At 39.6% G+C, this 14,433-nt stretch carries 5 protein-coding genes; all 5 read left to right on the plus strand.

From position 1 onward, the window contains the following. Positions 1-2: 2 nt before the first annotated feature. The 5 genes from F8S12_RS05665 (at position 3) to F8S12_RS05685 (ending at position 14,422) form a co-directional block, all read left to right on the plus strand. Positions 3-4,310, plus strand: coding sequence for a non-ribosomal peptide synthetase (locus F8S12_RS05665; RefSeq protein WP_196515366.1), 4,308 nt, complete (start codon positions 3-5; stop codon positions 4,308-4,310). Between the two features lie 53 nt (positions 4,311-4,363). Next, positions 4,364-5,143 (plus strand): class I SAM-dependent methyltransferase, encoded by a 780-nt coding sequence (locus tag F8S12_RS05670; RefSeq protein ID WP_196515367.1) that lies wholly within the window; start codon positions 4,364-4,366, stop codon positions 5,141-5,143. Between the two features lie 845 nt (positions 5,144-5,988). Further along, positions 5,989-8,199, plus strand: a complete 2,211-nt coding sequence (locus F8S12_RS05675; protein WP_196515368.1) for an EF-hand domain-containing protein — start codon at positions 5,989-5,991, stop codon at positions 8,197-8,199. Positions 8,200-8,420: 221 nt separating this feature from the next. Then, positions 8,421-11,687 (plus strand): two-partner secretion domain-containing protein, encoded by a 3,267-nt coding sequence (locus F8S12_RS05680; RefSeq protein WP_196515369.1) that lies wholly within the window; start codon positions 8,421-8,423, stop codon positions 11,685-11,687. Positions 11,688-11,767: 80 nt separating this feature from the next. Beyond that, the gene (locus F8S12_RS05685; protein ID WP_196515370.1) at positions 11,768-14,422 is read left to right on the plus strand and encodes a CHAT domain-containing protein; all 2,655 of its coding nucleotides are present in this window, start codon (positions 11,768-11,770) and stop codon (positions 14,420-14,422) included. Positions 14,423-14,433: the final 11 nt, after the last annotated feature.

The raw sequence follows: 14,433 nt of genomic DNA on the forward strand, positions 1-14,433 counted from the left end.
TAATGACTAATAGCACCTTTGAATTGCTTTGTCAACTAAGAAGTTTGAGTATTAACCTAGAGACAGATGGCGATCGCTTACGTTGTCATGCCCCTGATGGGGTGTTAACTCCAACCCTGCGCCAAGAAATAGCTGGGCGTAAAACTGAAATTATTTCCTTATTGCAAGAAGCCAAACAAGCTAAAGTCTCCGAGCAACTTGTCATTCAAGCCGTGCCACGGGATTGTGAGTTACCGCTATCCTTTGCCCAACAGCGACTCTGGTTTATCCAGCAGCTTTCACCAGACAATGATTCTTACAATATGTTGGAGGCACTGCGGCTACACGGTGCGCTCAATATAGCAGCACTAGAACAAAGCCTCAGTGAACTTGTCCGCCGCCATGAGATTTTAAGAACCACTTTTCCCACAGTAGAGGGGAAACCTATCCAGCGAATTGCCCCGGACACAGCCTTAACTTTACGCATCCATGATTTGCAAGAGTTGTCCACCGAAGAGCAAACTGCCCAAATTCGTCAAATAGCGGAGTCTCTTGCGTCTACGCTCTTCGATTTGGCTGTTGGGCCTTTAGTACAATTCACCCTACTCCAACTAAGTCCCAAAGAGTATGTACTGCTGTTGAAGATGCACCACATTATCTATGATGGTTGGTCTTTAAACATCTTCTTTGGTGAGTTATCTCAACTATACGCAGCCTTTATCCAAGGATTGCCCAACCCACTGCCCGAATTATCCATCCAGTATGCTGACTTTGCCTTTTGGCAGCGCCAGTGGTTAACCGGCGAAGTTCTAGAACGCCAACTTAATTACTGGCAAAAACAGTTAGCGGGTGTTCCTCCCGTACTAGAACTACCCACCGATAAACCGCGTCTCCCAATCCAGACTTTTCAGGGTGCAGCTAAGTCTTTTGTGCTAGATCGAGAACTCACGCAACGCCTCCAGCAATTAAGCCAGGAGTCAGACGCAACGTTGTTTATGACCTTACTGGCAGCGTTTTTGGTGTTAATTTCTCGTTATAGTGGTCAACCAGATATTATTGTTGGTTCGCCTATCGCCAACCGTACAAGCCCTCAAATAGAGCAGTTAATGGGATTTTTTGCTAACACCCTAGCATTAAGGGGCAATCTTTCTAACAATCCCAGCTTTGCTGAATTTTTGGCACAAGTGCGGCAAACAACCTTGTCAGCCTATGCTCACCAAGACCTACCTTTTGAAATGTTGGTAGAAAAGCTACAGCCTGAGCGGGATTTGAGCCGTAATCCTTTGGTACAGGTGATGTTTTCTCTGCAAAATGCGCCGCAGTCTTCTAAGAATTTGTCAGGATTAAATATTCAGAATATGCCCTTACCAATTGATATTAGGGCTAGGTTTGACTTGGAAGTAAACTACTGGGAAGTTCCTGGAGGTTTAGAGGGCGTTTGGTGTTACAACACTGATTTATTTGAGGCGAATACAATTACTCGTCTAGCCCAACATTTTCAAACTTTACTCCAAGCAATTGTAACCAATCCACAAGCGCGAATTTCTGAATTACCCTTGTTGAGTCCAGCACAGCGTCATCAATTGTTGGTGGAGTGGAACGATACTCTAGTAGAGTATCCCTATGATAAATGTATCCATCAGTTGTTTGAGGAGCAGGTAGAGCGTAACCCTGATGCAGTGGCGGTGGTGTTTAAAGATGAACAACTCACCTACCATGAATTAAATTGTCGTGCGAACCAATTGGCACACTACTTGCGGTCTTTGGGTGTGGGAGCCGATGTACTGGTTGGGTTGTGTGTCGGGCGTTCTTTAGAAATGCTAGTGGCGCTACTGGGTATTCTCAAAGCAGGTGGGACTTATGTGCCGCTTGACCCTGAGTATCCCCAAGAGCGTTTACAATTTATGCTCGAAGATGCTCAACTTGGCGTGCTGCTGACCCAAAAGCAACTCTTTGATAAACTAAATGGGTATCAAGGGCAGCTTGTCTGTTTAGATGAAATCTGGTCACAAATTGACGAAAACAACCAATATAATCTGACTGGAGTCGTGAGTGCTACTCATTTAGCTAATGTGATTTACACGAGCGGTTCCACAGGTAAACCTAAAGGAGTAATGGTTAAGCACACCGGATTGGTGAACTTAGCTCAAGCTCAGATTCAAACTTTTGGTTTGCATTCAGATAGTCGCATTCTCCAGTTTGCCTTCCTGAGTTTTGACGCTTCTATCTCGGAAATCATCATGGCTTTAGGGTCAGGTGCAACCCTTTACTTAGGTACAAAAGACTCCTTAGCACCTGGTACACCTTTAATTGAGCGATTACGTAACTATGGCATCACTCATGTCACTCTACCACCATCAGTATTGGCAGTCCTGCCTGCTGAGGAATTGCCTGCGTTGCAAACAATCATTGTCGCCGGAGAAGCTTGTTCTGTTGAACTGATAAAACAATGGTCTGTTGGGAGAAACTTCTTTAACGCTTATGGGCCAACGGAAACTACCGTCTGTGCTGCGATCGCCAAATGCACTAAAGATGATGAGAAAATATCTATCGGTCGCCCTATAGCCAACACACAAATCTACATCTTAGACTCATACTTACAACCAGTGCCGATTGGTGTACCAGGAGAACTGCACATTGCTGGAGTAGGATTAGCACGCGGCTATCTTAACCGCCCTGAGTTGACTAATGAGAAATTTGTCCCTAATCCTTTCCTAAGAAGCAGAGGGGCAGAGGTCTATGGCAGGAACCCCGTACACGGGACAGGTGGGCAGAGGGATAGAAGGGAAACAAAAGACCAATCCTCTAATTCCGAGCGGCTTTACAAAACAGGGGATTTAGCTCGTTATCTACCTGATGGCAACATTGAATACTTAGGGCGTATTGATAATCAAGTCAAAATTCGTGGCTTCCGCATTGAGTTGGGAGAAATTGAAACTGTACTGAGCCAACATAGCGAGGTGCAAGCATCTTGCGTCATTGTCCGCGAAGATACCCCTGGAGAGAAGCGGTTAGTCGCCTATGTAGTGCCGCAAAAACAGGGGACACTCACAACAGGCGAACTACGAGAGTTCCTGGCTAATAAACTGCCTGGGTACATGATGCCAAATGCTTTTGTCATTCTAGAAATCCTACCACTAACTCCTAACGGTAAAATAGACCGCCGCGCCTTGAAAGCTCCTGCTAACACTAGTGAGAAGAATAGATTTATCGAAGCGCGTAATCAATTAGAGTTGAAGCTCGTACAAATCTGGTCAAAAATTCTAAAAATTGACAAAATTGGGGTACAAGATAACTTTTTTGATTTGGGTGGTCATTCTCTGTTAGCACCCTACTTAATGACTCAAATTAAGCAGCAGATTGGTAAAGATATTCCTTTAACAGTCCTGTTTCAAAACCCCACAATTGAACAGTTAGCAACAATTATCCAAACAGAATCGGATGACTCTTTGCCATCTTGTTTGGTAGCAATTAAACCAAATGGTTCAAACTTACCTTTCTTCTGTGTTCCAGGTGCAGGAGGTAGACCGTTTTACTTCTATCACTTAGGACGTTATTTAGGAGACGATCAACCGTTATACGGTTTTGAAAATAATCTGTATCAGGAATTGGGTGAGATTACTCGTATTGAAGATATAGCGAGTCATTACATTGAAGCAATGCAAGCTGTTCAGCCACAAGGTCCATACTTTTTAGGAGGACATTCTTATGGGGGAAATTTGGCTTTTGAGATGGCTCAACAGTTGTGTCAAAAAGGATACAAAGTTGCTTTACTGGCAATATTTGATTCTTCAGCACCAACGTATAAAGATAAGCAAATACTTGTTGATTCTCTTAATTGGGAGCATTCGAGGTGGTTAGCTGAAGTAAGCCAAGGTCTGGAAATTTATTTAGAAAAGAATCTAGATGTTTCTTACGAAACCTTGCAATCTTTAACTGAGGAGGAGCAACTAAAATACGTTTTAAACTGTTTCAAAATTGCTAACATACTGCCTCCAAATGCTGAAACTATGCAACTGATAAATATCGTACAAGCTTATAGAAGCAGCTCTTTATGTCTGGTTGATTATGTACCAAAACATCTTTATCCGGGTAAAGTGACAATTCTCCGCGCCAACGAAGATATGACGGAAGACTCTAATAATGAGTTTGCTGAAGTTTCACAGGATTTATCCTTGGGCTGGAGTGAGTTTTCTACTGAACCAGTGGAGAGCCATTTTGTATTAGGCAATCACGTTTCAATTATGGCTGAACCCCATGTCCAGGTTTTAGCCCAACGGTTGAAAGCTTGCATCAAAGAAGCGCGGGAGGAAGTAGGGAGCGGGGAATAGAGAGAGACGAACTATTAGCTGTTAACTAATGACCAATAACTAATAAGGTAACTGTGGATAAAAACGAATTTCTTACTGTATTTGACAATTTAATTCTTGATCCTTTGACTAGAGATTACTACGGTCAAGAAGAGTTTTTCAATGTAGGCTATTGGCGCTCAGATACTCAAAATCAGCAGGAAGCCAGTTTTAACTTAATGGAAAAGCTGTTAGAAGCTATTCCAGATAAGCAGGGAAATATTCTTGATGTTGGCTGTGGCTTAGGAGCAACTACCAGTTATCTACTCAAGTATTATTTGCCTGGTGATGTTGTAGGCATCAATATTTCCCCTAAACAAATAGCCAGAAGTGCAGTTAATGCACCAAACTGTAAAATCATTTGTATGGATGCTGTGCAGATGGAATTTAAGGATGATACTTTTAATAACATCATCTGTGTGGAAGCAGCTTTCTACTTTAATACAAGGGAGAAGTTTATGAAAGAGGCTTGGCGTGTATTGAAGCCTGGAGGCAAGCTGATCCTCTCTGATCTTGTCTTTAACACTACAAAGTATTTCGGCGATCTCGTTGTTCCTCAAAATATTGTCCAAGATATTGAGGAGTATAAAGGTCTTTACCAACAGGCAGGATTCCAGCAGATAGAAGTTTTAGAAGCGACAGAGGAGTGCTGGAATACACACTCGCGAGATTTTAAATCTTGGATTGAAAAGGAATTTCAAGTAGGAGAGATAGATGAAGAAACCTATAAGGTAAATGTGACTGCTATAGATGATTTCCTAAGTTCATCATCACTGAATTATTTATTAGTTTCAGCAAAGAAGCCTGTCAAGTAATGTGATTTTTTTATCAAACAGAATTCAGGAGTCAGGAGCCAGAATTCAGAATTGAATTCTGAATCGATTTAGCGGATGAATAAGTGGGTTTAAGACCCCCGCTAAATCGTTCGCGCAGCGTCTCTGAAAGAGAAGATTTAGCGGTGCAACAATTCAGTGGCGGGTCAGAATGCCCCTGCCTTCTCCCCTCTGCCTTCTTCAACCAGCATAAGTATTAGTTATATAGGACAAAGATCCTAGTCAAAAATAGGACACTTGTACGATGCATTGATCAAGGCGATCGCTGTACAATCCATTACGCGAATGATTTAAGCAAAACTTTAGCGATGGTGTACCCGTTATGAATCGGTGGCGATCGCCAAAACTTTGCGATCAAAGCGCACAAGTGCAAAAGCTTATGCGCCAATACGGTTCAGTAGAAATGTTGCATTGCGTAAAGATGTTGTATCGCAATATCTCTACACAATGTATGGTTGAGAATACTTACAAAGTAACTAAATCTGGGTAATCAATTAACAAACAAAATGAACAAAATCTGCTCTGGCAATACTTTGTTGTTTAGTTCTGTTTTGGGTTGTACATTGCTTGCCACTCCTAATGTCGTTAGGGGTGACGACTTCTCCGTAGCAGAAACTAATGCTAATACATGCAAATAATAATGAGTCTCTTTGCAAATAATGTGAGCCGAAGTTTAATCTTATTTGTAATTAATTTGAGCCAACAATTTTCTTGTTTGCAAGCCGGAGCGTTTATGTTTGCGAGCCGCGACAATTAGGCGTAATTATACATAAGCAGCAATATTAGTTTTTTGTCATAGGTTTTATCTTAATAAGTGGAGAGCAAAAATGTTAGTAAATACTAGTGAACGTCAGATTCGTCGAGTTCGATGGGTACTTAGCATTGGCTGGTTAATCTTAATTTTTTCCCTCTTCTACGATCCCATAACATCTTGGCTAACTTATCCAGAAAATACTCTTAGCCCTCTAAAAATTAATTTAGAGAACTGTGTAATAGTTCAAGGAAGTTGTTTAGAAGAATTTCCCTATGCTTTGGGTGCGCCCATATTTTGGGGAATAATTATTCCTGCTAGTATTTTTATTTTACTAGTGTTTGGACACGAGTTTTGGCGGCGAATTTGCCCTTTATCTTTTATTTCTCAAATTCCGCGAGCTTTAGAATGGCAAAGACAAAAGAAAGCTGTTAATAATAAAGCAGACAAGGCAAGAACCGAAATAGTTAAAGTATCGAAAAATTCTTGGTTGTTTAAAAACGCTATTTATTTGCAATTTGGTCTGTTTTGTCTAGGATTATGTTCTCGGATTCTGTTTATCAATTCTAATCGTTTAGCTTTAGGAATTTTTCTGTTGGGGACTATTGTAGCGGCTATCGTAGTTGGTTATTTATATGGTGGTAAGTCTTGGTGTCACTACTTTTGTCCTATGGCTCCAGTACAGAAAATTTATAGTGAGCCTAGAGGATTATTAAATAGTACTGCTCATGAAGGCGATCAACAAAAAATCACCCAATCTATGTGTCGTACTATCAGTAGAGATGGTAAAGAACTAAGTGCTTGTGTAGCTTGTAGTAATCATTGCATGGATATTGATGCAGAACGTTCTTACTGGGAAAATATTACCCAACCAGATCGACAATGGCTATACTACGGCTATATGGGCATAGTTATTGGTTATTTTACCTATTACTATCTGTATGCGGGGAATTGGAATTATTATACTTCTGGAGCTTGGGCACATGAAGAAAACCAATGGGCAAATTTATTAAAACCAGGTTTCTATCTATTCGGAGAAGCAATTCCTATTCCTAAATTAGTCGCAGTTCCTTTAACTTTGGGAATATTTACATTAGGTGGATATTGGCTAGGTAAAAACATTGAAAAGCGTTATAAAGCATATCTATTAAGTAAAAAACAGCCTACAAATTCTGAAATTATTCGTCATCGAATCTTTACTCTCTCTACTTTCTTGATTTTTAACTTTTTCTTTATCTTTGCTGCCCGAAACTTTATCACATTATTACCAAATTCTCTCCAATATCTATTCCCTGTTCTGATTGCTGTTTGCAGCGCTATATGGTTACATCGAACTTGGGAACGTGGTCGAGACCTCTATTTAAGAGAGGGGTTAACCAATCGTTTGCGAAAACAATTACAAAAACTTAATTTGGACACCTCTCGCTTTTTAGAAGGGCGATCGCTAGATGAATTGAGTGCAGACGAAGTTTATGTTTTAGCAAAAGTTCTGCCTAGTTTTAATAAAGAGAAACGGTTACAAGCCTATAAAGGAATTTTAAGAGACGCTCTTGATGAGGGTTATGTAGATGTAGGGGAGAGCTTGACAAACTTTAAACAGATGCGCCTACAATTAGAAATTTCTGACCAAGAACACGAAATTATCATTACAGAATTAGTAACAGAATATCCTGAATTATTCTCTCCTACAAAAATTCATAGTAGGGAAAATCTCTTGCGGTTAGCGAGTTATCGAGAAACCCTTTTAGAAACAATACTCAGTTCTTGGCACGATCGACCAGATAAAGCAAAAATAGCAGAATTATTAAAAGCATTTACTGGAAATTTTTCCATAAAAGCTTTAGAAGATGTCTTGCAAACTTTATCTTCTGGAGATTTGAAAATTATCCATGCCATCAGACAACAATATAGTATTACTCCAGTGGAAGAAGCACATGCACTAAAACGCACCGAACCAGATCGACTCTGGAAAGCGATCGTCGAGCGACTAGGTTTATTAGACAATTTAGATTCAGAAGCAAAAATTTTAGAATTATTCCAAAATTTTGATGTGGATAATTCTGGTTACATTACTCTGGAGGAATTGAAACTATGTATCCGTAATATAGATTCTAATTTTACTGATATTCAAATCGAAGAAATGTTGAAATTAGCCGATACTAGCGGAGATAAACAAATAAGTTATGAAGAATTTTGTGAAATCCTATCAGTTATTGGTTGTTCGGTATTGAAGGAGGCAGGAGGCAGGAGGCAGGAGGCAGAAGTTTCAGAAGGAGTAAATCAGTAGGGGTCGAATCCCCTACTGATTTAGAGCCACTGAACTCTCGTTTGTTGTGTCCACTAGTGTTCCCGAACCTAGTCCGGCGATCGGAGTTTTAGCTATGAATGGGCTGGAATGTGTATATCTACTCAAACGTAAATTAATCAAAGTTCAAAATTATTGACTTTAAGTAGAAGAAGAATTCAGGTGTTGCTGAAACAGAGGAAACTGATAGGGCTACTATGCTGATGAAAATTTTAACAAGCAGTACGGCGATCGCCTGTATTCTGGGTTCAACAACAACTGCTGTAGCTCAAATAGCTGCTGATGACAGTTTGGGAGTCGAACGCTCTGTTGTTACACCTAATGTTCAAAGTCCCAAAGGTAACATTGATCGCATAGATGGGGGAGCGATTCGAGGTAGTAACCTATTCCACAGTTTTCAAGATTTTAATGTAGGTAATCAGCAACAGGTTTACTTTTCTAATCCTTCTGGAGTCGAAAATATCCTGAGTCGAGTTACAGGAAACCATGTTTCTAATATTTTCGGTAGACTCGGAATATTAGGAAATGCCAATCTCTACTTAATTAATCCTAACGGCATAATTTTCGGTACAAATGCGCGTTTGGATATCTCTGGTTCTTTCTTTGCTAGCACCAGCAACGCCCTTTTGTTCAAAAACGGTTATCAATTTACTACCCAAGATCCTAAAGCACCCCCCTTGTTGACTGTCAATGTTCCTCCGGGGTTAGAAAGTTGGTTAGCGCCCCAAGGTGCGATCGCTAACAGTGGGAATTTATCAGTTGGACAAAACTTGACTTTAGTTGGTACAAATCTTGACTTACAAGGGCAGTTGCAAGCAGGTAGCAATTTAACCTTGCAAGCTAGTAACACTCTAAAAGTGCGGGACAACCTAAATTACCCTTTCATTGCCTCAGCTAAACAGCAACTGTTAGCTGAAGGAAATAAGATAGATATTTTTGCCTTAAACGATCCCTCCAGTGGCTTCTTTTCTGATGAAAATATGGTTTTCCGTTCAGCCAATCCGATTAGTGGGGACACTCAATTTTTTAGTGGTGGTAATTTTAGCCTCGAACAAATTAACGGGCAAGAAGGAGATTTATTTAGCTTTAACGACCCAATTATTCGTTCAAGTGGAGATGTTAGTTTTAATAGTTATACAGGAGCTTCCATTCACATTTTTGCAGGTGGAAGTGTAAATATTAATAATATTAATGTTAACCGTTCAGACCAAACTAGTTTTATTAATGAAACCGTTACTCTTTCCGATGGATTAACGCAAGTTATCATTAATGGCAGCGCTCAACCTACTGTTGATATTAGAGCGGGAACTACTAATTTCAATCCAACTGGAATCAAAGGAGTAATCAATGCTTTTTCACCTACTCCTAGCACAGATGGTAAACCAACAAGCGCAGATATCACTATCAATCAAATTATCAATTCGGGAGGACTGGTTTTTTTAACCAATCAGTATCAACCTAATTCTTCTAAATCGGGCAATATTACAGTTAACTCTGTACTAAGCATATTTGATAGGGGTGCAGGGGGGGGAAATATTGTGATTGATTCACGGGGGAAAATTATTACTCCCCAATTTCTGACGAGTTTAGGAATTGATTTTTCTACATTTACATTTTCCAAACCCGGTGGAAATATCACACTTTTAGCTCAGGATGATATTATCATACGACCATCATCACAGATTCTTTCTTTCGGTACAGTTGGAGGTAACATTACTCTCAACAGTAAATCTGCAATTATTCAAGAACAAGCTCCACTTAGAGAGTCATTTATTGGCAGTTTTTCCTTTGGTGCTGGACAAGGCGGTGATGTAACGCTAAATGCACCATTGATTTCCTTGGGGAGAAGTATAACAAGGACAGATGGAAAGCTGATCATTACTACTAATTCTTTAGAAGCTAACCAAGCTAAATTATTCACCATAAGTAATCGTAATAATGCTAGTAATATCATTATTAATGCTGATTCAATTTTATTAAATAACTCAAATATAGGAAGCCAGAGTATAGGTGCAGGGAAAGCTGGTGATATAGAAATTAATACTAGCTCCTTTGTTGCTACTAATAATAGTCAGATATTTTCTCGAACAGAAGGTTTAGGAAATGTTGGCAATATAGTACTAAAAGCTACAAACAGAATTCTCTTGTCTGGTGCAAATACGGGTTTATTTGCTAATACAAGTTTAGGTTCTAGCGGTAACAACGGTAATATCTTCGTCGATTCCCAGCTTGTTGAGATTCGGGATGGTGCTGCTATTTCCACCGTTAGCCAAGGTAGTGGGATTGGTGGCAACATTGAGATCCAAGGAAACAAATTAACCCTCGATAATCAAGCTCTAATTTCCACAAAAACAGTCAGCACTGAAGGCGGTAATATTAATCTCCAGTTAGCAGATTCATTATCATTACGCGGTGGAAGTAGTATTTTGGCGATTGCAGGTAATGAAACTACAGGTGGAAATGGTGCTAACATCACTATCAACACAGATTTACTGTTTGCTGTTCCTGAAGAAAACAGTGATATTACAGCCAATGCGTTCTTAGGTAGTGGTGGCAATATTAATATTACTACCAGAGATATTGAAGGAATCGGGTTTGCTGATACACTTACCCCCTTCAGTAATATTACTTCTAGCGCCAAAAAAGTAGAAGTTCCTAGTCCTCCACCAGAAGTTCCTAGTCCTCCACCAGAAGTTCCTAGTCCTCCACCGGAGGTTCCTAGTCCTCCACCAGAAGTTCCTAGTCCTCCACCAGAAGTTCCTAGTCCTCCACCGGAGGTTCCTAGTCCTCCACCGGAGGTTCCTAGTCCTCCACCAGAAGTTCCTAGTCCTCCACCAGAAGTTCCTAATCCTCCACCAGAAGTTCCTAGTCCCCCACCAGAAGTTCCTAGTCCCCCACCAGAAGTTCCTAGTCCCCCACCAGAAGTTCCTAGTCCCCCACCAGAAGTTCCTAGTCCCCCACCAGAGGTTCCTAGTCCTCCACCGGAGGTTCCTAATCCTCCACCAGAAGTTCCTAGTCTTCCATTAGAAATTCCTAATCCTCCACCGGAAGTTCTTAATCCTGTGTTAGATTTTTCTAGCCTTGAATCAATTAATAAACCGGATGCAGCTCAAAGTTCAGCTTTGATAGGAGTACCAAACCCAGAGAGCGATCGCAATAATAAAATAGTTACTCCTAGTTGTGCATCCACGGAAGGTAATTCTTTTACTATAACAGGTAGAGGAGGTTTACCAGCAGACCCTACAGCAACCATTCGTGGTCAAACTATCTTGTCAGATACGCGAGATTTTATAACTGCACAAACGCAAAACAGTAATCAAGTAAATAGTTCTTCTGCAATTCCTCCAACAAGACAACAAATTGTCGAAGCCACAAGCTTAAGAATTAATTCCCAAGGACAAGTAGAATTAGTAGCGTCTTTACCTCAAGAGAGTTTATCTCAAAAGCATCTTAATTGTAGCGTTTTATAAATTTAAAAAAATTAATAAATTTTACATATAAAATAATCAAATAATTTATTAAAAATTTAACCTTAAAAATTGTAACTAATATGAGGAAAATATCTAGACGAAAGAGGTATAACTATTTAAACAAAAAAGAATTTTGGCGAACTTGGTTATTTTCAAATCTAAAAATCAATGTTGTCTGGCTTTTTTGCATTTGCCTAATATTAAGTCTGTTATTAGCTATTAAGAATATTCCTGCTGTTGCTAATCAATCCATATTATCAGATTCAAATCAGGAAATTCAACAACTATCAAATTCTTCAGAGTTGTTACAACAAGGTAAAAATTACTATCAAGCTGGACAATACACAGAAGCAGCTAGAGTTTGGGAAAATGCACTGAAGTTTTATCAATCACAAAAAGAAATAATTAGCCAAGTTCAAGTTCTTAATTATTTAGCATTAGCATATAAAGATTTAGGAAAAAATCCACAAGCACAAACTGCGATCGCCGAAAGTATCAATATCATCAAAAGCTTAAAAATTCCCGATACTAAAAGCAGTTTACTATTAGCGCAGGCATTAAACACCCAAGGAACGCTCCAAATACTACAAGGACAAACTGATACGGCTATAGATACTTGGAAACAAGCAGCAGTCACTTATGAGCGCTCAGGTGATAAAACAGGTAAACTCATCAGCCAAATTAATCAGGCGCAAGGTTTGCAAACACTGGGACAGTATCGCCGCGCCAAAACTTTGTTAGAAGAACTAGTGACAGAATTGCAAAATCAACCTGACAGTCTCTTAAAGGCTCAAGGATTGAGAAGTTTAGGCATTGCTCTGCAAACTGTTGGTGATTTAAAGCAATCTAAAACAATTCTCGATAAAAGTTGGGAAATTAGTAAACAATTCAACTCTCCAACTGATGTGAGTGCAGTTTTATTTAGTATTGGCAATGTTGCCAGAGACTTACAACAATATGATGTTGCTTGGACATACTACCAACAAGCAGTTAATTTATCTCCACAACTACAGGCTAAATTAGAAGCACAATTAAATCAATTGAGCTTGTTGGTTAAACTACAAAACTGGGAATCAGCACAGACAATAATTCCAGAAATAGAAACCAATCTTACCCAACTTCCTCCTAGTCGCCCTGCTATTTATGCCAAGATTAACTTTGCAGAAAGTTTGATGGATTTAAAGCCAGCAGGAGAAGGTAGAAAAGCAGTTTTGGACACCAACGCCGTCAAAATTTCCCACTTGCTAGCAACAGCTATTCAACAAGCTAAAGAAATCAAAGATCCGAGAGCCGAAGTTTATTCCCTTAACCAACTAGGTAAACTCTACCAACAAAACAACCAGTTAGCAGATGCGGCAACTTTGACACAACAAGCACTAACAATAGCTCAAGAAATAAATGCTATAGATTTAGTAGCTCGTGCGGCGGGACAGGTGGGTGCAATTGCTAAAGAACGAGGAGATAGTAATAGCGCCATCCCTGCTTATGAGATTGCTTTTAATAACTTGCAATCTCTACGTAGTGATTTAGTGGCAATTAACCGGGATGTACAGTTTAATTTTAAAGAAAGTGTTGAACCGATTTATCGAGATTACGTTAGCTTGTTGTTGCAAAAAGATAATCAAAGCAACCTTAAACAAGCTCTGCAAGTGATGGAAGCTTTGCAACTAGCGGAACTGGATAACTTTTTTCGGGATGCTTGCTTAGATAATAGCAATCCTGTAGTTTTAGAAAAAATTGACTTGCACGCAGCCGTTATTTATCCAATTATTTTAAGCGATCGCCTGGAAGTTATTCTTTCAGTTCCTAATCAATCTCTGCGTCACTACAGCACCCAACTACCAAAACAGCAAATAGAAACTATTTTAAAACAACTTTATTCTTCCCTATCCCCTGGTTATTCGAGTAAGGAGCGTTTGCGACTTTCCCAAGAAATTTATAACTGGCTGATTGCACCTGCTCAAGCAACACTCCAGAAAAGTAGTATCAAAACTTTAGTTTTCATTCCAGATAGTTTGTTGCGAAACTTGCCAATGGCTGTTCTGTATGATGGCAAACAGTATTTAATCGAAAATTATAGTGTTGTTCTCAGTCCTGGATTACAACTATTTCCTCAAGGACTGCAACGCCAAAAATTGAGCGTGTTAGCGGCTGGATTGACGGAAGCACGCCAAGGCTTCAATCCCTTACCTGGAGTTACAGAAGAAATTAAAGAAGTTACTACAGAAGTTAATTCACAAGTGTTGCTAGATCAGAAGTTTAGCAGAGACAGTTTAAAAGCGGCGATCGCTAATAAATCTTTCCCCATAGTTCACCTTGCAACTCACGGTCAATTCAGTTCCAACCCAGAAGAAACCTTTTTGTTGACCTGGGGCGATCGCATTTCCATTCAAGATTTTGATCTGTTGTTTAAAAACAGAAGTCAAACAAACATAGAACCGATTGAATTATTAGTGATGAGTGCTTGTCAAACAGCCGTAGGTGATAATCGTGCAACATTAGGTTTAGCTGGATTTGCTTTACGTTCTGGTGCTAAAAGTACTCTTGCTAGTTTATGGTCAGTAAGTGATGAGTCTACTTCCTCCTTGATGAAAGAATTTTATCACCAATTGAGTAATCCAAAACTAAACAAAGCTGAGGCATTGCAACAGGCACAAATCAAAATTATGGCTAATCCTTTATACAAACATCCTTATTTTTGGTCTTCTTTCGTTCTTGTCGGTAATTGGTTGTAAACATAGCAGAA

Origin of the sequence: Nostoc sp. WHI (genome assembly GCF_015714725.1) — a bacterium.
GTDB lineage: Bacteria > Cyanobacteriota > Cyanobacteriia > Cyanobacteriales > Nostocaceae > Nostoc.

Bases quoted from the DNA above. Each gene is read 5' to 3' on its own strand.
- F8S12_RS05680 (WP_196515369.1), top strand. From the start codon at position 8,421: ATGAAAATTTTAACAAGCAGTACGGCGATCGCCTGTATTCTGGGTTCA.
- F8S12_RS05675 (WP_196515368.1), top strand. From the start codon at position 5,989: ATGTTAGTAAATACTAGTGAACGTCAGATTCGTCGAGTTCGATGGGTA.
- F8S12_RS05685 (WP_196515370.1), top strand. From the start codon at position 11,768: ATGAGGAAAATATCTAGACGAAAGAGGTATAACTATTTAAACAAAAAA.
- F8S12_RS05665 (WP_196515366.1), top strand. From the start codon at position 3: ATGACTAATAGCACCTTTGAATTGCTTTGTCAACTAAGAAGTTTGAGT.